Annotated in this window: 11 protein-coding genes; 4 read left to right on the top strand and 7 right to left on the bottom strand. The window is 70.4% G+C overall.

Annotated features, from left to right (window positions below):
- The 6 genes from Q0741_RS01340 to Q0741_RS01315 form a co-directional block, all read right to left on the bottom strand.
- Nucleotides 1-6,920, bottom strand: a 6,920-nt coding sequence (locus Q0741_RS01340) for an S-layer family protein (RefSeq protein ID WP_298231403.1), incomplete at its 3' end; no start/stop codon positions are given.
- A gap of 298 nt (nucleotides 6,921-7,218) precedes the next feature.
- Nucleotides 7,219-8,835 (bottom strand): gamma-glutamyltransferase family protein, encoded by a 1,617-nt coding sequence (locus Q0741_RS01335; RefSeq protein ID WP_298231402.1) that lies wholly within the window; start codon nucleotides 8,833-8,835, stop codon nucleotides 7,219-7,221.
- Between the two features lie 123 nt (nucleotides 8,836-8,958).
- On the bottom strand, nucleotides 8,959-10,473 hold the full coding sequence (locus tag Q0741_RS01330; RefSeq protein ID WP_298231401.1) for a tripartite tricarboxylate transporter permease: 1,515 nt from the start codon (nucleotides 10,471-10,473) through the stop codon (nucleotides 8,959-8,961).
- Between the two features lie 4 nt (nucleotides 10,474-10,477).
- Nucleotides 10,478-10,951 (bottom strand): tripartite tricarboxylate transporter TctB family protein, encoded by a 474-nt coding sequence (locus Q0741_RS01325; protein WP_298231400.1) that lies wholly within the window; start codon nucleotides 10,949-10,951, stop codon nucleotides 10,478-10,480.
- A 115-nt stretch (nucleotides 10,952-11,066) separates the two neighbouring features.
- Nucleotides 11,067-11,840, bottom strand: coding sequence for a spermidine synthase (locus Q0741_RS01320; protein WP_298231399.1), 774 nt, complete (start codon nucleotides 11,838-11,840; stop codon nucleotides 11,067-11,069).
- Between the two features lie 71 nt (nucleotides 11,841-11,911).
- Nucleotides 11,912-12,751, bottom strand: a complete 840-nt coding sequence (locus Q0741_RS01315) for a TatD family hydrolase (protein ID WP_298231398.1) — start codon at nucleotides 12,749-12,751, stop codon at nucleotides 11,912-11,914.
- A 153-nt stretch (nucleotides 12,752-12,904) separates the two neighbouring features.
- On the opposite strand from Q0741_RS01315, the gene Q0741_RS01310 reads away from it, so the two are divergent.
- From Q0741_RS01310 to Q0741_RS01295, 4 genes are all read left to right on the top strand, one after another.
- Nucleotides 12,905-13,894, top strand: coding sequence for a trypsin-like peptidase domain-containing protein (locus Q0741_RS01310; protein WP_298231397.1), 990 nt, complete (start codon nucleotides 12,905-12,907; stop codon nucleotides 13,892-13,894).
- 88 nt (nucleotides 13,895-13,982) lie between these two features.
- On the top strand, nucleotides 13,983-14,990 hold the full coding sequence (locus Q0741_RS01305) for a MoxR family ATPase (protein ID WP_298231396.1): 1,008 nt from the start codon (nucleotides 13,983-13,985) through the stop codon (nucleotides 14,988-14,990).
- 115 nt (nucleotides 14,991-15,105) lie between these two features.
- The gene (locus Q0741_RS01300) at nucleotides 15,106-16,044 is read left to right on the top strand and encodes a DUF58 domain-containing protein (protein WP_298231395.1); all 939 of its coding nucleotides are present in this window, start codon (nucleotides 15,106-15,108) and stop codon (nucleotides 16,042-16,044) included.
- Between the two features lie 29 nt (nucleotides 16,045-16,073).
- The gene (locus tag Q0741_RS01295; RefSeq protein WP_298231394.1) at nucleotides 16,074-17,117 is read left to right on the top strand and encodes a VWA domain-containing protein; all 1,044 of its coding nucleotides are present in this window, start codon (nucleotides 16,074-16,076) and stop codon (nucleotides 17,115-17,117) included.
- A gap of 69 nt (nucleotides 17,118-17,186) precedes the next feature.
- Here Q0741_RS01295 and Q0741_RS01290 read toward each other — a convergent pair whose 3' ends face one another.
- Nucleotides 17,187-20,000, bottom strand: a complete 2,814-nt coding sequence (locus tag Q0741_RS01290; protein WP_298231393.1) for a tripartite tricarboxylate transporter substrate-binding protein — start codon at nucleotides 19,998-20,000, stop codon at nucleotides 17,187-17,189.
- Nucleotides 20,001-20,081 lie beyond the last annotated feature (81 nt).

Raw genomic sequence — 20,081 nt, 5'->3', positions numbered from 1 at the left:
AGCGCGCCGTCGTCATCCTGGTCCTCGAACACGCGCGCGGTCACGCTCGCGCCCGCACGGCGCAGCTCGCCGAACAGGTAGTCGCCCAGTTGCAGCGTGCTGGCCGTGACGGCCACGCTGGTGATGCGGTTGCCGTCCGTCTGCGCGCTGCCGGGTTGGCCGGTCTGCACCGAGGCCTTGCCGGGCAGGTAGGCCTCCGGCTGCGTCTCGGTGATGGTGTACCCGGTGGCGTTGGACACCGGCACGTCGGTGAAGACGTAGTAGCCGGCCTTGCCCGCCACCGCCGTGGCCGTCAGGTTCACCGCCTGGCCATTGGCATCGGTGCCGGTGAGCTTCAGCGCCACGCCGCCGATGCCGGCCTCGCCGGTGGCGGCGGGAACGCCGTTGTTGTCGAGGTCCTCGAACACGCGCACCGTGATGGTGGACAGTTCCTCGCCGAAGAGGTTGTTGATCGAGGAACCGTTGGCGGGCACCACGATGCCCTGGATCGTGTTGCCGCGCGTTCCGCCGACCACCGTGCCGGACGCGGTGCCGGACACCGTGCCCACGGCCGTGAGGCCGTTGGCATAGAGCGCGGGCTGGGTCTCGGCCACCGTATAGGTGCCCGCGGGCACCGGGAACGACCACGCGCCGCTGGCGTCGGTGGTGGCGGTCTGCTGAGCGACCGCGCCGCCGCCCTGGCGGGTGCCGTTGAGCGTGAGCGTCACGCCGGCAATGCCGGCCTCACCCGCGTCCTTCTGGCCGTTGGCGTTGGCGTCGTGGTAGACGAAGCCCGAGACGATGCTGCCTTGCACCGGGATCGTCCCGGTGCCGGAGTTGTTGTTCGTCTTGGTGTCCGACGAGCCCGTGGCGGCGATGGTGGCGCTGTTGCTCACCGTCTTGCCCACGAGGGACGCGTCCGTGATCTGCACGGGTATGCGCAGCGTGGCCTCGCCATTGGCCGGCATGTTCGTGACCGGGCACGAGACGGCGTTGCCGCCCTTCGTGCCGGTGCACACCGGCGACGGCGGCGTGAAGGTGCCGCTGGTGACGGTGAACACCGGCGCACCCGTGAGCACCATGCCCGCGGGCAGCGTGTCGGTCACGGTCACGGTCTGCGCCGCATCCGGGCCCGCGTTCTTCACGCGCACCAGCCAGTCGAAGGACTGGTTCGGCTCCACGCCGGTGAGCTTGCCCGTGGCGGCGTCCTTGCCCGTGGCCACCGCGGTCTTGTCCAGCACCTGCACGTCGGCGCTCAGGTTGGCGCTGTAGGTGATGCTGCCGCTGCCGTGGTTGTTGCCGCCCAGCGGATCGGTGCCGCCGTTGGTGTCGATGGTGCCCGTGGTGACGATGCTGGCGGTGTTGGTCAGCACCTGGCCCGAGACCAGGGTGCTGGGGTTCTTGATGCGCACCGGGATGCGCACCGTGGCCGTGCCGTTGGCCGGCATGTCGGCGATGGCACAGGTGACCGTCATGCCGCCGGTCGTAGTGCAGGTCGGTGCCGCCGGCGTGAAGGTGCCGCCGGTGACGGTGAACACCGGTGCGCCCGCAAGCTCCAGGCCCGTGGGCAGGGTGTCGCTGAACTGCGTGGTCTGCGCTGCCTGCGGGCCGTTGTTGCGCACCAGGACCAGGAAGTCAAAACGCTCGTCGGCCTGAAGCTGCGTCTTGGCGACGGCGGTGCCGGTGGCGACCGCGGTTTTGCTCAGGATCTGCACGTCGGCACGCGGCGCCACGGTGACGCTGCCGCGGTTGAAGTTGTTGCCGCCCAGCGGGTCGGTGCCCCCGTTGCTGTCGGTGATGCCCGTGGTGACGATGCTGGCGGTGTTGGTGAACACCGTGCCCACGTCCGGATTGCCCGTGAGCTGCACCGGGATGCGCACCGTCGCCGCGGCGCCCGAAGACATGCTGGCGATGGCGCAGCCCACCGACGTGCCGTTGGCCGCCCCGGTACAGGGCTTCGCGGGCGTCTGCAGCGTGATGGTGCCGGCGGTGACCGTGAACTCGGGCGCGCCCGTGAGCACCATGCCCGAGGGCAGCGTGTCGCTGAACTGCACGGCCGTCGTGGCCTGCGGGCCGTTGTTGCGCACCGTGACCAGGTAGTCGAAGGGTTCCTGCGGCAGCACGCTCGTCTTGGACGTCGCCGTACCGGTAGCGACCGCAACCTTGCTGACCACCTGCAGGTCCGTGGCGCGGATCTCGCCGAACCAGTAGTCGCCCAGCGTCGTCACGGCCGCGTCGCCGGTGTTGACCGTCACGCCGGTGATGACGTTGCCGCCGGTCTGCACGGTGCCCGGGAAGCCGTTGACGCTCGCCTTGCCCGGCAGGTAGCCCGTGGGCTGGGACTGCGTGATCATGTAGCCGGCGCCGTTCGAGGGCGGCACGTTGGCGAAGCTGTAGCGGCCCGTCTGCCCGGCCACCGCCGTGGCGATCAGGTCCACGGCCTTGCCCTGCGCATCCGTGCCGGACAGGCGCAAGGTGACGCCGCCGATGCCGGCTTCGCCGGTGGCGGCGGGAGCGCCGTTGTCGTCGAGGTCCTCGTACACGCGCACCGTCACGGTGGCATTGGGACGGCGGATCTCGCCGAAGTAGTAGTCGCCCAGTTGCAGCGTGCCGGCCGATACCTTCACGCCGGTGATGCTGTTGCCGCCCGACTGCGCGCTGCCGGGCAGGCCGCTCTTCACCGAAGCCTTGCCGGGCAGGTAGAGCGGCGGCTGCGTCTCCGTGATGGTGTACCCGGCCGCACCGGACGCCGGCACGTCGGTGAAGATGTAGTAGCCGGCCTTGCCCGCCACGGGCGCGGCCGTCAGGTTGACCGTCTGGCCATTGGCGTCCACCCCGGAGAGCGTCAGCGTCACGCCGCCGATGCCGGCCTCGCCGGTGGCGGCGGGAACGCCGTTGTTGTCGAGGTCCTCGAACACGCGCACCGTGATGTTGGGCCGCTCTTCGCCGAAGAGGTTGTTGATCGAAGCGCCGCCGGCGGGCACGACGATGCCCTGGATTTCGTTGCCGCGGCTTCCGCCAGCCACCGTGCCGGACGTGACACCGCCGACCGTGCCCGCGGTCGTGAGGCCGTTGGCATAAAGCGCGGGCTGGGTCTCGGTCACCGTGTAGGTGCCGGGCGCCACGGCGAAGCTCCAGGCCCCCGTGACCGGATCGCTGCTGGTCGTGCCCACCTGCGTGTTGGACGCCGTGTTCTTGAGCGCCAGCGTCGTCGCGATGCCGGGCTCCCCGTCCTCCTTCTGGCCGTTGCCGTTGAGGTCGTAGAAGACGTAGCCCGACACCACTGCGTTTTGCACGGTGGTCGTGCCGTCACGGTAGTTGTTGGGCTTGTTGGGATCGACCCCGCCCTGGGTGTCGTTCGAGCCGCTGGTGACCAGCGAGGCCCGGTTGGTGATGGTCGTGCCGACGGCCGGCGCGCTGCTCATCTTCACCGGGATGCGCACCGTGGCCGTGGCATTGGCCGGCATGACGGCGAGCGCGCAGCTGACGGCCTTGCCACCCGCGGCACCCGTGCAGCTCGGCGCCGCCGGCGTGAAGCTGCCGTTGGTCACGGTGAAGGTCGGCGCTCCCGTGAGCACCATGCCGTCGGGCAGGGTGTCGCTGAAGGTCGTGGTCTCGGCGTCGCTGGGGCCGTTGTTGCGCAGCTGCACCAGCCAGTCGAAACCCTGCGTGGCCATCGTGGTCGAGATCACCGGCAGCGCGTTGGACGTGCCGCTTTGCACCGCCACCTTGCTCACGACCTCCACATCGGCCTTCAGGCGCACGGTGGTGAATTCCGTGATCTCGTTGTTGGTCTGGGGCTGGTCGGCGACGTTGAGCCGGCTCTCCTCGAAAGCCACCTTGGCCTTGTTGGGGAACGTGCCTTTGGCCGCGCCGCGAAGCTTGATCTTCAGGATCTTGAAGTTGTCGCCTTCGCTGGTAGCCCCGGGACCCGAGCCGGGCAGCGAAGGAATGGTGCAGGTCACGGTGCCGCCCGCGACCCCGACGCTCACGCCCGTGGTGGTGCAGCTCACGTCCGCCGGCTTCTCGATGATGCCCACGTAGGTCGGGGCACCGACATCACCGGGCAGGAAGTCCGTGAGCACGACCTTCTCAGCGGTGGAAGCGCCGTTGTTGGTGACCTTCAGCGTGTAGGTGACCTCGTCGCCACTGTCCACCGGGTCCGCGTCGTCGTTCTTGTTGACCAGCAGGTCGTAGACGGGATTGAGGATCTGGGTGGTCAACGTGGCCCTGTTGTCGGCGACGTTGACTTCCAGCGTGTCGCTGGCGATCTCCACGACGTTCGTGATGGCACCCGGCCCGCCCACCAGCGCGGACAGCCCCACTTGCGGCCGCACCTGGATCGTGACGGTCTGCTGCGTGTTGCGCGCCATCGAGGCCCAGGAGCAGCGCACCGTGTTGTTGCCCGACGTGGCGGCGGTGCCCTTGGCCGGCGCGGTGCAGCTGCCGGTGCCGCTGGGGGTGGCCGACAGGAACACCACGCCGACAGGCAACGTGTCCGTCACCACCACGTTGCGTGCCGTACCGGGGCTGGTGGCAAGGTTCTTGGCCGTGATCGTGTAGTTGAGCAGTTGCCCCGCCGCGATCGCCGCCGGATTGCCCGCCTTGAGCACCTGCAGGTCCGCGCGACCGGTCAGGTAGGCCGTGACGGTGCCCGAGCTGTTGTTGCCCAGCACCTTGTCCGCCGTGCCCGTGGTCTGGACGGAGGCACTGTTGGTGCGCGTGAAGTCGTTGGCCGTGGCATCGTCCCCGGTGTGGACCACCGAGATCTGGACGCGGGGACAAGGAGGAGCCGTACTGCCGCTGGTGTCCGTGCTTGCCTTGCACACGGGCAAGGTGGTGACGACGCAGTTTGTCAGCGTCAGGTAGTTGGTGCCCTTGTTCAGCGCGCAGTTGTTCATCACGACGCCGCTGTCCGGCGCCACGACGAGCGCGGTGGAATAAGGCCGGTCAACGGCAACGTTGCTGATCGAGTCCGTGAGCGCCACGTCCCGGGCGACGTTGGGGCCAAGGTTCACGACCTCGATTTCCCAGACCACCGGCAAGCCCGCGAGCTGCCGGTGGTCGGACTTGTCGCCGGGACCGCGCACACGCTTGAGCAGCGCGACATCGGCCTGCGTGTCCGCGCCCTGCGGTATCACGGCCGCATAGGCGCAGTCGTTGAGCGTGTTCGGGTCCTTGGCCGGATGGTTCGGCAGGCTCACGCACAGCTCGTTCTCGACCTGTGCGTTGTTGTCCCGCGCCTTCGTGGCATACGTGTACAGCGCGATGACGTCGCTGAGCGAGCCCGAAGGGAGGGCCTTGCCCTGGCTGGTGCACACCAGCGCAAACGGACCGGCCCGCGGAAGCGTCAACGGCGTGGCGTTCTCTTTGCTGACCTGGGCCTGGCAGCGCCAGGGCTGGCCACTGCCTCCTTGCCCGTTGCTACTGATGCTCTTGACATAGATGCCTTCGGGCACGTTGTCGACCATCCTGACCGTCTCGCCGGCCAGTACATCGTCAGGCCCGAGGTTGTAGGCGGAGATCGAGTACTCGATCTCGTACTCCTTGGTGCAAGGCGGGCTGGTACAGACCGGCACGGCGACCTGCGGCGACCTGTTCTGAGTCTTTCTGGCATACAGGTCGGCCCCCGTGCCGGTCACGACCGTCAGCACCGAGGCGCTGCTGGGAGTGACTTTGCCAGGTCCGGTGGCGGTGAAGTTCACCGTGTTGGTCACGCCGGCCCCTTCGGTCCGCGCGATGGCCCTCACCGGCATCGTCACGCGGCCCAGCGACACGTTGTCGCCGGGCGTGGCCGAGCCCGCACCCGTGCGCGTGCAGCTCAGCACCGCCCCGGCGGCGGGACACACGTTGCCGGTGACCGTGCATGACCAACCGTTGACCGTGTAGGTCGTGGGCTGCACGGACGAGTCGAAACAGAAGTTCGCCGGCAGGGTGTCGCTGACCTCCGCGCCCACGGGAAAGCTCCCGGAGTACTTGAGGTCGAACTGGTAGCTGAATGCCTGGTTCAGCCGGATCGGGTTGGCGCTCGATTGCGACTTGACCACCGACAGCAGGCTTCCAGGCTTGATGTCCATCACCTGGTAGGCGCTGTTGTTTCCGTCCACGCCATCGCTCACGCCGCCGCCGGCGGCAATGTCGACGGTGTGGGTCATCGCGGAGCCGTCGCCCACCATGATGGTGCCGGTGACCCTGAGCGTGACCTTCCTGTCGGCACCCACCGCGATCGCACCCAGGCTGCACGTCATCCTCTTGGTCTTATCCGACAGCTCCTCCAGCGAGCAGCCCGACGGGACGGCCGTGGGCTTGATATCGAAGCCCGACGGCACGCTGTAGGTCAGCGTGGATGCAGGCGAGTCGTTGGGCCCGTAGTTCTGGATCTCGAACTCGACGGTCTGGCTCGTCCCGTAGGCCGCCGCCTCCATCGGCTTGATGGTCACGCCCAGGTCGGCGCCGACGTTCACCGTGGTGTTCTGCTCCTGCTTCCGGGCAACGCCTTCGATCGCCGCCGCCACGGTCAGGGCACCTGACACCTGCGGACGCAGGTACAAGGTGTAGTCCGAACCGTGCCCCGCCGGGATGGAGATGTTCGAGCAGCTCAGCGTTGTCGCGCTGGCCCCGGTGAACGTCCCCGGCGTGATGCCGCTGCACGACGCACCGACGGGCAGGCCCTCGATCTTGTCGTAGATGACGCCGGCGGGAATCGTCACGTTCAGCGTGATGCCCGAACGTGCCACGCTCTTCTCGTCGGCGATGCCGATGGTGTAGGCGACGGTAGCGCGGGCAACGACCGGGTCCGGGCTGTCCACCAGGCGCGAGACCAGCAGTTGCGCCTGCGCCGTTCCCGCACAGGCGAGACCCAGCAGCAGCAAGCCGAGGAAGCGCAGGACCCAGGAGCTCAGGAACGAGACAGGGCGGCGCAGAAGGCGGTCGAGCGTCATCTTGTCTTTCTTCAAGGCCAAGACACGCCCTGCCCTGCGCCGGAGGCATGCAGCGAGGTCAAGCGGATGTCCGGCCGGAAGCCGTCGTGCGGCTTCGTGGAAACAGTGGGTGCCGTATGCGTTTGGCTATCGGCAGCCTCTGCGCCAAACTTTAAGTACCATTCGCTTACCGCAGGAATGCAGCAGCAACGGAAGTCGCCGTAATCTGACGTACTTCACGTTTTTTAACGCAAGCGCCCAGGCTCGCGCCGCCAGTACGGCGTCATGGACGCCGTGGCATGCAGGCCGCCGACGCGGCTCAGAAACCGACCGCCGCGCCGTCGCGTCGCGGATCGCTGGCCGCGACGTAGCCATCGCGGCCGGGCTCGCCCAGGCGCCAGATGAACTGGCCGGCACCGAAGTCCTGGTAGCTGTCCGCCAGGACTTCGATGCGGTGGCCGAGCGCCTGCAAGCCGGTCACGGCGCTCATCGGCATTGCGGATTCGATGTTTAGGGCCAGGCCCGAATTAATTCGCCAGCGCGGCGCATCGCAGGCGGCCTGCGGGTTCTGGCCATGGTCGAGCATGCGCACCAGGGTCTGCAGCTGGCCCTGCGGCTGCATGTTGGCGCCCATGACGCCGAAGCTCATCACCGGCTCGCCGTCGCGGGTGAGGAAGCCGGGAATGATGGTGTGGAAGGGCCGCTTGCCCGGCGCCACCACGTTGGGGCTGGCCGCGTCGAGGCTGAAGGCGTGGCCGCGGTTCTGCAGGCTCAATCCCCACTGCGGCAGTACCACGCCGGAGCCGAAGCCCAGGTAGTTGCTCTGGATGAAGCTCACCATCATCCCCTGCTCGTCCGCGGCCGTGAGGTAGATGGTGCCGCCGGGCATCGGCTCGCCGTGGCCGAAGTCCTGCGCGCGCCGCGGGTCGATGAGCTGGGCGCGCGCGGCCAGGTAGCCCGGGTCGAGCAGCTGCTCGGCCGTGCACTCCATGCAGCCGGGCTCGGCCACGTAGCGGTAGACGTCGGCGAAGGCCAGCTTCATGGCCTCGATCTGCAGGTGCTGCGCCTCGGCGCTGTCCGGGCCCAGCGCGCGCAGGTCGAAGTGCTGCGCGATGCCCAGCGCCATCAGCGCCGCCAGGCCCTGGCCGTTGGGCGGGATCTGGTGCAGCCGCCAGCCGCGGTAGTCCTGCCCCACCGGCCGCACCCACTCGGGCGCGTAGCCCGCGAGATCCTCCAGCGTGAGCGCGGCGCCGGCTGCCCGCGCCTCGGCCGCCAGCGCCTGCCCGATCTCGCCGCCGTAGAGCGCCTGCCCGCCCGTGGCGGCGATGGCGCGCAGCGCGCGCGCCGCGCCCGGCATGGCGAAGCGCTCCCCCACGTGCGGCGCCCTGCCCCAGGGCAGGAAGGTGTCGGCAAAGCCCGGCTGCGAGGCGATCTCGGGCAGCGCCGCGGCCGCGGCCCATTTCTGCTGCACCACCACCGGCACGGCGTAGCCGCGCTCGGCCACGTCGATGGCCGGCGCCAGCACGCGCGCCAGGGGCAGCCGGCCGAAGCGCTGCGACAGCGCGACCCAGGCCGAAACGGCGCCGGGCACGGTGACGCTGTCCCAGCCGCGGCGCGGCGGCGTGGCCGCGCCGGCGCCGTAGCGGTCATGGAAATAGGCGGGCGTCCACGCCGCCGGCGCGCGGCCCGAGGCGTTGAGGCCGTGCAGCTCGGTGCCGTCCCACAGGATGCAGAAGGCGTCCGAGCCCAGGCCGTTGCTGCAGGGCTCCAGCACCGTCATCGCCGCGGCGGCGGCGACGGCCGCGTCCACCGCGTTGCCCCCGGCGGCGAGCATGCGCAGCCCGGCCTGCGCGGCCAGCGGGTGCGAAGTGGCCACCACGTTGCGCGCGAACACCGGCAGGCGTGGCGTCGGGTAGGGATTGCGGTAGTCGAACATCGCGCGGCTCCTGGGGTTGCGGTTGCACCGATTGTGGGCACCACGCGTGCCTCCCCTGCCCGGCCGCAAAAGGAAAAAGGGCCGCACGCGGCGGCCCTTCGGGTTGGCGGAGGTCGAGGGAAATCAGTCGGCGTCCTGGAACGCGACCTCGCGCTTGTTCTTGATGGAGGGCAGCATGACCACGACGATCATCAGCAGCGCCGCCAGCAGCAGCCCGGCCGAGAGCGGGCGCGACATGAAGGTGGACCAGTCGCCGCGCGACAGCAGCAGCGCGCGGCGCAGGTTCTCTTCCATCATCGGGCCCAGGATGAATCCCAGCAGCAGCGGCGCGGGTTCGCAGCCGAGCTTGTAGAACAGGTAGCCCACCACGCCGAAGCCGGCGGCCAGGTACACGTCGAAGTTGTTGTTGTTGAGCGTGTACAGGCCGATGCAGCAGAAGCTCATGATGGCCGGGAACAGGAAGCGGTAGGGCACCGTCAGCAGCTTGATCCAGATGCCGATGAGCGGCAGGTTCAGGATCACCAGCATCAGGTTGCCGATCCACATCGAGGCGATCAGGCCCCAGAACAGCTCGGGGTTGCTGGTCATGACCTGCGGGCCCGGCTGGATGCCCTTGATGGTCATCGCGCCCACCATCAGCGCCATCACGGCGTTGGGCGGGATGCCCAGCGTGAGCATCGGGATGAAGCTGGTCTGCGCGCCGGCGTTGTTGGCGGCCTCGGGGCCGGCCACGCCGCGGATGTTGCCCTGGCCGAAAGGCACCTCGCCGGGACGGCCGCGGGTCTTCTTCTCCACCGTGTAGGCGGCAAAGGAGGACAGCAGCGCGCCACCGCCGGGCAGCACGCCCAGGATCGAGCCCAGCGCCGTGCCGCGCAGCACGGCCGGGAAGCCGTCCTTGAAGTCCTGCTTGGTCGGCCACAGGCCGCTGACGTGCTTGGTGAAGACCTCGCGGTGCTCGGCCGGGCGGCCCAGGTTGGAGATGATCTCGCCGAAGCCGAACACGCCCATGGCGATGGCCACGAAGTTGATGCCGTCGGTGAGCTCAGGGATGTCAAAGCTGTAGCGCGGCACGCCCGAGATCACGTCGGTGTTGATCTGGCCCAGCAGCAGGCCCAGCAGGATCATGGCGATGGCCTTGACCAGCGAGCCCGAGGCCAGCACCACCGCACCGATGAGGCCCAGCACCATCAGCGAGAAGTACTCGGCCGGGCCGAACTTGAAGGCCAGCTCGGTCAGCGGCGGCGCGAAGGCGGCGATGACGATGGTGCCCACGCAACCAGCGAAGAACGAGCCCAGGCCCGCGGCGGCCAGCGCCGCGCCGGCGCGGCCCTTGCGCGCCATGGTGTAGCCGTCGATGGCCGTCACCACCGAGCTCGACTCGCCCGGCACGTTGATCAGGATGGCGGTGGTGGAGCCGCCGTACTGTGCGCCGTAGTAGATGCCCGCCAGCATGATCAGCGCGGGCGTGGCGTCCAGCGAGTAGATGCTGGGCAGCAGCATCGCGATGGTCGCCACCGGGCCCAGGCCCGGCAGCACGCCGATGAGCGTGCCCAGGATGGCGCCACCCAGTGCCCAGAGGATGTTGCTGAAGGTGAAGGCGGTCTGGAAGCCCAGCGCCAGGTTGTCGAACAGTTCCATGCGATCAGCCTCCGGTGGCCGCGCCGAGTTCCGGCCACAGCGGGATGGTGAGGTTCAGGCCGTAGATGAAGATGGCCCAGCTGCCCACGGTGAGGATCACCGCGTTGAACAGCGCTTCCTTGAGCTTGAACTCGTCGCTGGCGCTGGCCGACATCACCACCAGCAGCGGCAGCGTGATGAACATGCCCAGGCGCGGCAGCAGGAAGCCGAACACCAGGACGGAGCCGACGATGATCAGCAGAGGCTTCCAGGCGAAGGCGCCGACGCGCTCGCCGTCCTCGGTCTCGACGACCAACGAATTGAACAGCACCACGCCGCCGAGGACGGCCATCAACAGGCCCAGGCCAAAGGGAAAGTAGCCCGGCCCTGGACGCGCGGCCACGCCGAAGCTGTAGTTGGTTGAGCCCCAGGCGAAGCCCAGGCCCACGGCGACGAACATCAGTCCGGACCAGAAGTCCTTCTGACTTTTTATCTTCACGGTGATGTCTCCTGTACCGAAAGTTGGGCGGATTCTAGGAATCGCCCTCGGCGCTTTTTTGTGGATTCCACGTAAGCGCGACTTCAGGAGACCGGGCCGCCGGCCCCGGCGCGGTTCAGGCCGGCAGCCGCAGCGGCCGCACCAGCCGCAACCACTTGGGCGCGGGCAGGCCGAAGCGTTCGCGGATGTGCTCGGCGCGGGCGATGAGCGTGTCGCGGTCGGGCACGACCACGCCGCGAGCAGCCACGACGATGGTGTTGCCCTCCTTGGTGGGGGCGAGGTTCCAGACCTGATCCAGCCCGAAGGCGGCGGCGATGCGCGCGGCGCTGCGTTCGAAGCTCGCGTCGCGGCCGAAGAGGTTCACCGTCATGAGCCCGCCGTCGGCCAGCACGCCGCGGCAGCGGGCGTAGAAGGTTTCGTCGTCAAGCACCGGCGCGGCGGCCTCGTGGTCGTAGAGGTCCACGTTGAGCACCTGCACCGTGCCCAGGTGCGCCGGGTCGGCCACCCAGCGCGCGGCATCCTCGTGCAGCACCGTCAGCCGCGCGTCGTCATCGGGCAGGTGGAACCACAGCTTGCAGGCGTCGATGACGGTGGCGTTGAGCTCCACGGCGGTGGTCTTCATCCTGAGCGCCTGGTGGCAGAAGCGGGTGATGGCACCGGCGCCCAGGCCCAGCTGCACCGCCTGCCCCTGCGCGACTTCGGCGCTGGGGCGCCACAGCATCCAGGCCATCATGCGCTGCACGTATTCGAGTTCGATCTGCTGCGGCTTGCGCACGCGCATCGCGCCCTGCACCCACTCCGTGCCCAGGTGCAGGTAGCGCACGCCGGCGTACTCGGAAATGGTGGCGCCGGCCTGCGCCTGGCGTGCCGGGGTCTTCTTGCTGGCCATGTGGTGGGATCTCGCTGCGCTGTATAGGGAAAAGGGCCGCGAGTGTGCCTTGCCGGGACGGGGTGCCGGGCTCAGGGCATCAGCGGCGCGAGCCGCGGCAGTGCGGCCCGGGCGTTGGCGGCGGTCACGGCCGCGGTTTCCTCGGCCGACCAGCCGCGCAGCGCGGCCAGCGCCAGCGCGATGCGCGGCAGCTCGGCCGGCTCGTTGCGCGCGCCGATGGCCGCACCTTCGGCGCGCTCGGCGGCCTTGCGGTAGAGCCACTGCGGCGGAATGTCGGGCGCGTCGGTCTCCAGCACCAGCGCGTCGGCCGGCAGCTCGGCGGCCAGGCGCCGGATCTGCAGCGCGCGCTCGAAGGTCATGGCCCCGCCGAAGCCCAGCCTGAAGCCCAGGTCCAAGAAGGCGCGCGCCTGCTGCGCGCTGCCGTTGAAGGCGTGCGCGATGCCGCCGGTCACGCCGGCGCGGCGCAGGTGCATCAGCAGCCGGTCCACCGCGCGGCGGCTGTGCAGCAGCACCGGCAGCCCGTGCTCGCGCGCCAGCGCCAGCTGCCCGGCCAGCACTTCTTCCTGCAGCGCGCGGTCCAGGCCGGGCACGAAGAAGTCCAGCCCGATCTCGCCCACGGCCACCAGGCGCGGGTCGCCGCGGTGCTGCCGCAAGGACTCCCGCAGGGCCTGCAGCGCCTGCGCGCCGGCGCCTTGCACATACATAGGATGGATGCCCAGCGCGTAGCCCAGACCGTGGGACTGGGCCAGCGCGCGCACGGTTTCGAAGTTCGCCGGCGCCACCGCCGGGAGCACGATTTGCTGGATGGAAGCATCGCGTGCGCGTTGCACCACCGCGTCGCGATCGGCTTCGAATTCGTCGGCATCCAGATGACAGTGGGTGTCAACCCACGGCAAAGCGGCGTAACCCATGCGCCCCATGATGCCTGAGCGAGGATCGTGCTACCGTGGGGCCGCATTGCTGCACAGCAGGGGGCGCAGATGAACGGGCGCAGGTCGAACCGGACACCGCTTTACAGCCACTCCAGCCGGGTGCGCCCGCCGGAGGTGGATCGGACTGAACCCATGCCCGGCCAGCCGGCCGCCGCACCCCCGGCCCAGGCCTCCGCAGCCCCCGCCGCCGCGACGGCCGCCTCCCCGCCCGCCTCTCCCGACGCCACCAAGTCCTTGACGCCCAAGCGGCGCCGTGCCCTGGCGCTGCCGGCCTGGGGCTGGGCGCTGGCCGGCGCGCTGCTGCTGGGTGGACCGGTGGTGCTGTGGGAGGCCTCGCGCCCAGCGGCGCAAGTGATCACGCAAAAGCACATCGACGCCGCGGTACGCAAGGCGCTCGAAACCCAGCCGCTGCCCTCGCCCACCGCCAAGGCCTTCGACAAGATCCGCGGCTCGGTGGTGCGCGTGGTGGGGCTGGACGACGACGGCCCGGCCGACGCCGCCGCCGGGAGCGGGCCGAGCAACGGCGTGGCCAAGCCCGACCCGGGCAAGAAGGGCGTGGGCGGCGACAGCCCGGCCCATGGCAACGAGGTCGGCGTGGGCAGCGGCGTGGTGATCGTGGACAGCGGGCTGATCCTGACCAACCTGCACGTGGTCAGCGGCGCGCGGCGGGTGCAGGTGGTGTTCTCCGACGGGCTGGAGTCGGAGGCCACGGTGGTCAACGTCATGCCCGAGAACGACCTGGCGGTGCTGCGCGCGCAGCGCATCCCCGACGACCTGCAGGCCGCCACGCTGCGCTCCACCGCCGACCTCAAGCCCGGCGACCGTGTCACGGCCGTGGGCTTCCCCTTCGGCATCGGGCCCTCGGTGTCGGCGGGCGTGGTTTCCGGGCTCAAGCGCGAGTTCCGCTCGCCCGAAGGCAAGCAGGTGCTCTCCAACCTGATCCAGTTCGATGCCATGGCCAACCCGGGCAGTTCCGGCGGCCCGCTGGTCACCGACGACGGCGAGGTGGTGGGCATCGTCACCGCCATCCTCAACCCGGTACAGCAGCGCTTTTTCGTGGGCATCGGCTTCGCCGTGCCGATCGAGAACGCCGCCGGCGGCGCCGGGCTGCCGCCGTTCTGACGCCCCCACGCGGGCCGGCCGCGGTGGCGCCGGCCCGCTTCCTCAACCGGCTTTCCCACCACATCCATTTCCCGACGGGAGGATTCGAATGCACGGCAGCAACAGCGAAACCGCGGCCCTAATGGAGCGCGTGCTCTACGAAGTCAAGCGCGTGGTGGTGGGCCAAGACCGCTTCCTGGAGCGTGTGCTGGTGGCCATGCTCGCGCAGGGCCACCTGCTGGTGGAGGGCGTCCCCGGCCTGGCCAAGACACTCACCGTCAAGACCCTGTCGCAGACGCTGCGCGGGCAGTTCAAGCGCATCCAGTTCACGCCCGACCTCGTGCCCGCCGACCTGGTGGGCACGCGCATCTACAACCAGAAGAGCGGCGACTTCAGCACCACGCTGGGCCCGGTGTTCACCAACCTGCTGCTGGCCGACGAGATCAACCGCGCGCCGGCCAAGGTGCAGAGCGCGCTGCTGGAGGTGATGCAGGAGCGCCAGGTCACCATCGCCGGCACCACGCACCGCGTGCCCGAGCCCTTCCTGGTGATGGCGACGCAGAACCCCATCGAAACCGAAGGCACCTACCCGCTGCCCGAGGCGCAGGTGGACCGCTTCATGATGAAGGTGCTGGTGGACTACCCCACCGAGGAAGAGGAGTTCGTCATCGTCGAGCGCGTCACCGGCGCGCCGGTGGAAGTGCAGCCGGTGGCCACCACGCTGCAGCTCGCCGGGCTGCAGCAGGCCTGCCGCAGCCTGTACGTGGACCCCTCGCTGATGCAGTACGCCGTCAAGCTCGTGGCCGCCACGCGCGACCCGGCGCGCGCGGGGCTGGGCGACATGGGGCGCTACATCACCTTCGGCGCCAGCCCGCGCGCCACCATCAACCTGGTCGAGGGCGCGCGCGCGCTGGCCTTCCTGCGCGGGCGCGGCTACGTGCTGCCCGAGGACATGGTGGACCTGGCCGCCGACGTGCTGCGCCACCGCCTGACGCTGAGCTACGAGGCGCTGGCCGAGGGCATCACGCCCGACACCATCATCGGCAAGCTGATGCAGAAGCTGCCCGCGCCCGACAAACCGCTGGAAGCCCGTGTCCAGCTCGCCGCCAATGGCTGAAGCCGTGAAAAAGGATGCCGCTCGGGCTGAGCCTATCGAAGCCCCGCGTCCCGGCCGGGCGGCAGGCCCTTCGACAGGCTCAGGGCGAACGGGGGTGGAGGCTGAGCGAACGGGGATGAACGCCCTGCCCGGTGCCAACGCCGAGGCGCTGCTGCGGCGCCTGGAGTGGAGCACCATCCGCCGCCTCGACGGCTGGCTGCAGGGCGATTACCGCACCCTCTTCCGCGGCGAGGGGCTGGACCTGGCGGACCTGCGCGAGTACCAGCACCACGACGACGTGCGCCGCATCGACTGGAACGTCACGGCGCGGCTGCAGCAGCCCTACGTGCGCGAGTACACCGAGGACCGCGACATCGCCGCCTGGTTCCTGCTCGACCTCAGCCCCTCGGTGCACTTCGGCTCGCGCCGGCGCAGCAAGGCGCAGATAGGCATCGACTTCACCGCCGTGATCGCGCGGCTGCTGGCGCGCCGGGGCAACCGCGTCGGCGCCCTGCTCTACGGCAGCCGCGTGGACACCGTGCTGCCCGCGCGCAGCGGGCGGCTGCAGGTGCTGGAGCTGCTGCAGCGGCTCATGAACCGCCCCGAGCCGGTGGCCATGCCGCAGGGCACGCGGCTGCACGAGCTGCTGCAAGGCGCGCTGCAGCAGCTGCGCCGGCGCTCGCTGGTGTTCGTGCTGTCGGACTTCTTCAGCGAGCCGGGCTGGAGCGAGCCGCTGTCGGCGCTGGCGCTGCGCCACGAGGTGATCGCGGTGCGGCTGTACGACCCGCTGGAGCTGGAGCTGCCCGACCTGGGCATGGTCTACATCCAGGACGCCGAGACCGGCGAGCAACTGATGGTGGACACGCATTCCAGAGGCTTTCGCCAGCGCTTCGCCAACGTGGCGCGGCGGCGCGAAGCCGAGTTGCGCACCGGCCTGGCGCAGGCCGGCGTGGACACGCTGGAGCTGGCCAGCGACGAGGACCTGGCCGCCGCGATCGTGCGCTTCGTACACCTGCGGCGCCAGCGCAGCCGACTGGCCGCCGGCAGCGTGGCGCCGCGGCCCCATGTCATTTAGAACCACCGGGATTGCTGGGAGTCGCCATGATGAATTTCCTGTGGCCCTCGCTGCTGTGGACGCTGCTGCTGCTGCCGCTGCTGGTGCTGCTGTACCTGTGGCTGCTGCGCCGGCGCAAGCAGGTGGTCTTGCCCTATGCCGACCTGGGGCTGGTGAAGCAGGCGCTGGGCCGCGGCGGCACCTGGAAACGCCACGTGCCGCCGGTGCTGCTGCTGCTGTCGCTGGGCACGCTGCTGCTGGCCTCGGCACGGCCCACGGCGGTGATGACGCTGCCGCTGGCCGAGCAGACCATCATCCTGGCCATGGACGTCTCCGGCAGCATGCGCGCCGCCGACGTGCAGCCCACGCGGCTGGTGGCGGCGCAGAGCGCGGCCAAGGCCTTCCTGGCCGACCTGCCGCGCGACGTGCGCGTGGGCGTGGTGAGCTTCGCCGGCACGGCCGCGGTGGTGCAGGCGCCCACCTTCAGCCGCGAGGACGTGGTGGCCGCCATCGACCGCTTCCAGCTCCAGCGCGCCACGGCCATCGGCAGTGGCATCGTGCTGTCGCTGGCCACCATCTTCCCGGACGCGGGTATCGACCTGAGCCAGGTCACCGGGCAGCGCCCGATGGCGCCCCAGACGCTGGGCGAGAACAACGAGGAAAACAAGCAGCGTGACTTCAAGCCCGTGGAGCCCGGCAGCTACGCCTCGGCGGCCGTCATCCTGCTCACCGACGGCCAGCGCACCACGGGGCCGGATCCGGTGGAATCGGCCCGCATGGCTGCCGAGCGCGGGGTGCGCGTCTACACCGTGGGCATCGGCACCAAGGAGGGCGACACCATCGGCTTCGAGGGCTGGAGCATGCGGGTGCGGCTGGACGAGGAAACGCTCAAGACCATCGCCGACCTCACCCGCGCCGAGTATTTCTACGCCGGCACCGCGGCCGACCTGAAGAAGGTGTACCAGACGCTGTCCTCGCGCCTGGTGATGGAGAAGAAGGAAACCGAGATCACCGCCCTCTTCGCCATCCTGGGCGCCGCGCTGGCCCTGGCCGCGGCGGGGCTGTCGCTGTGGTGGTTCGGACGCGTGGCCTGAGCCTGCGGCCTTCCCGATGACGTGACCGGCGCGCCCCGCGGGGCGCGCCGGTCTTTTGGGGACCACTCCTCACCGCGGCAACTGCGCCCGGTACGCCTTCGCCGCCTCGTAGTAGCGCTGCAGGTACGTGCGCGTCTGCTCCTCGGTCAGCGGGTCGGCGCAGCTCAGCAGGTGGCGGCAGTAGTCGCGCCAGTCGGGGCTCTGCAGCACGCGGGCGAGCTCCTGGCGCAGCGCCCGCACCCGCTGCGGTGCCATGGACGCATTGGCCACCACCGCGCGGAAGCTGGTGAAGGGCCGCAGGTCGAAGCCCAGTTCCTGCGCCGCCGGCACCTCCGGGAAGGCCGGGTCGCGCCGCGCCGCCAGCACCGCCAGCGGCCGCAGCCTGCCCTGCTCCAGCAGCTCCGCCACGTCGCCCGGCTCCTCGAACAGCAGCTCCACGCGCTTGTCCAGCACCGCCGCGACGCGCTCATCGTGCTTGGACACCGGCACGTTGAGCAGCCGCGCCCCCTGCGCGCCCAGGGCCCGGATCGCCAGCTCGTCGCGCCCGCCCGCGCCGGAGCTCGCCACGCGCAGGCGGTCGGGGTTCTTGCTGGCGAAGTCCAGCACGTCCTGCAAGCTGCGGAAGGGGCTGTCGGCCGGCGCGAACAGGAAGGACTCGAAGGTGGAAACCACGCCCAGCACCTCGAACAGCCGCGGCTCCACCGTGCCCGTGCCGCCCGCCCACACCCACACCGTGCTGCCGCCAATGATGGCCAGCGCATTGGCCGGGTCGCCGGTCGCCAGCAAGCGCGTGAGCCCCGTGTTGCCCGAGGCGCCGGGCACGTTGGCCAGTTCGATGGCCGCGCCCAGCGCCGGCTCCAGCAGCCGCGCCAGCAGCCGCGCAATGCCGTCCGGCCCGGAATTCAGCCCGTAAGGCACCGTGAACTCGATGTGCGGGGCCGCGTCGCGCCGTCCAGCGCCAGGGCCGAAGAACAGCGCCATCACGTAGCTGATGCTGTCGCGCAGCTCGGGCGGCGCGTTGTCATGCCAGGTGCGCAGGTACTGCTCGAAACTGCCGCCCGGGGCCTCGAGGTTGAGGTAGCCCAGCGCTTCCCACAGCTCCGGGTTCTCGTCGAACAGCGGCAGCAGCAGCGTGGCCACGACCTCGTTGCGGTCCCGGTCGTAGGCGCCACCGCGCAGGCGCTGCGCGTTCTCGGCGTACCAGGCCGCCAGGGTCTGGCCCGGCGCCAGGCGTCGGTGCTTCTCGGCCAGGAAGCGGTCGGCGCTGGCCTGCAGTTCCTGGGCATAGGCCTGCAGCCGCGGGCTGGGCGGCTTGACCTGCCACTCCACCGCAAAGCGCTGCAGCGTGTAGAGCGAGGACACCTCGCACAGCGCCTCCTCGAACCACTGGTGCGCGCCCGCGCCCTGGAAGTGCGGATGGCGGTCGTAATTGCCCAGGATGTGACAGAACTCGTGCGCGAACTCGTACACGTAGCCGGCCCAGCGGTCGTCGCGCGCCGTGAGCTGTACCTGGTACTCGCCGCGCGGGCCGCGCTCGTAGAGCGAGATGGGCGAGCGCCTGGAGTGCGACACCACGATCGGCGCCAGCGGCCGGCCCGGGATGCGCTCCTGCAGCTCGCGCGCCACGGCCGCCAGCACGTCGCGGATGTCGCGTGTGTTGGCGTTGCCCCAGCCGCCCTCGCGCACCGTGATGCGCACGCGCCCTTCGGGCAGCTCGCCGACGGCGCGCGCGGGCTGCGGCATCACGCGGCCCACGGGCGAGGCCAGGCCGCGCCCGCGCAGCACCGCCTGCGCCGGCTCCACCGCCAGCGCGCGGGGCGGCAGCACGTCCGACGGCACCTGCCCCGCGCCATGCAGGTAGGCCATGGTGTCGGCCAGGAGGCGCCGCGCCGCCTCGTCGAAGACGAAGGGCAGCGTCATGCGCGGCACCTGCGCATCGGCCTCGGCCGCGGCGTAGAACGCGTTCCACAGCGTCGCGTCGTCGAAGCCGGCGGTCTGCGCCAGCGCCAGACGCACGATCTCCTCGGCATTGGCCGGGTCGGCCAGGAAACGCTGCGCGTCCAGCTCGGCCTGCAGCCAGGCCTGGGCCACGTCCGGGCGGCGCTCCAGCAGCTCCGCGCGCATGACGAGGAAGCCCCCATCCACCTGCCCCAGCTCGCGCCCGCTGCCGATGCGCCGCGCCACGCCTTCCTGCTCCAGCCGCGTGGCCACGGGCTCCCACACCGCCGCGGCGTCCAGGCGCCCGGCGCGCAGGCCGTTGGCGATCTGTTCGATGTTCTGGCCCAGGTACGTGGCCGGGGAGAGGCTGCGCTCGCGCAGCAGCTCGCGGGCGAAGCGGTCGGCGCAGCTGTCTCGCGGCGCGGCCAGGCGGCTGCCTTGCAGCGCCTTCAGCGTCGCCGGCCCGCCGACGCGTGCCAGCAGCACGTTGCACTGGTCGTAGCCCAGGCCCAGCACGGCCACCAGCCGCAGCTCGCCGGGCTGGCCCTCGGAGCGCGCCGCAGCCACCAGCGCCGACACCGGCCCCATGTAACCCAGGTGCATGCGGCCCGACTGCATCGCCGCGGCGATCTTGCGGCCCTGCAGTGCCGGTTCGAACTCCACCGTCGAGCCCTTGGGCAGGTAGCGCTCATGGAAGCGCTTGCCGCGCATCACCAGCGCGGACCAGGCGGACGTGAAGTAAGGCTGGTAGCCCACCACCAGCGCCACCGGCTCGCCGGGCTGGCCCAGGCCGGGCGCCCCGGAGGTGGGGGCCGCGCTGCCCGCGTCCGGCTCCGGCGCGGCGGCCAGGACCGGCGCGACGGGCAAGGCGAGCAGCAAGACCAGAAGAAGCACCCGCAGCGCGGCGGCGGGCAGGCTGTGCGGAAATCGCGGGGACGGCTTCACGTCCCCATTGTGAGAGCCCGGAGTTACCGCCCGGGACGAGGACCTTACGGCCCCGGGGCCAGCCCGGTTTCCCCGGCGGTG

The sequence above is a fragment of the uncultured Azohydromonas sp. genome (genome assembly GCF_937926365.1).
Taxonomy (GTDB): Bacteria; Pseudomonadota; Gammaproteobacteria; order Burkholderiales; family Burkholderiaceae_C; genus Azohydromonas.
This window is presented reverse-complemented; position numbering and strand designations above follow the sequence as displayed.

Bases quoted from the DNA above. Each gene is read 5' to 3' on its own strand.
- Q0741_RS01335 (WP_298231402.1), bottom strand. From the start codon at position 8,835: ATGTTCGACTACCGCAATCCCTACCCGACGCCACGCCTGCCGGTGTTC.
- Q0741_RS01330 (WP_298231401.1), bottom strand. From the start codon at position 10,473: ATGGAACTGTTCGACAACCTGGCGCTGGGCTTCCAGACCGCCTTCACC.
- Q0741_RS01320 (WP_298231399.1), bottom strand. From the start codon at position 11,840: ATGGCCAGCAAGAAGACCCCGGCACGCCAGGCGCAGGCCGGCGCCACC.
- Q0741_RS01315 (WP_298231398.1), bottom strand. From the start codon at position 12,751: ATGGGTTACGCCGCTTTGCCGTGGGTTGACACCCACTGTCATCTGGAT.
- Q0741_RS01310 (WP_298231397.1), top strand. From the start codon at position 12,905: ATGCCCGGCCAGCCGGCCGCCGCACCCCCGGCCCAGGCCTCCGCAGCC.
- Q0741_RS01305 (WP_298231396.1), top strand. From the start codon at position 13,983: ATGCACGGCAGCAACAGCGAAACCGCGGCCCTAATGGAGCGCGTGCTC.
- Q0741_RS01300 (WP_298231395.1), top strand. From the start codon at position 15,106: ATGAACGCCCTGCCCGGTGCCAACGCCGAGGCGCTGCTGCGGCGCCTG.
- Q0741_RS01295 (WP_298231394.1), top strand. From the start codon at position 16,074: ATGAATTTCCTGTGGCCCTCGCTGCTGTGGACGCTGCTGCTGCTGCCG.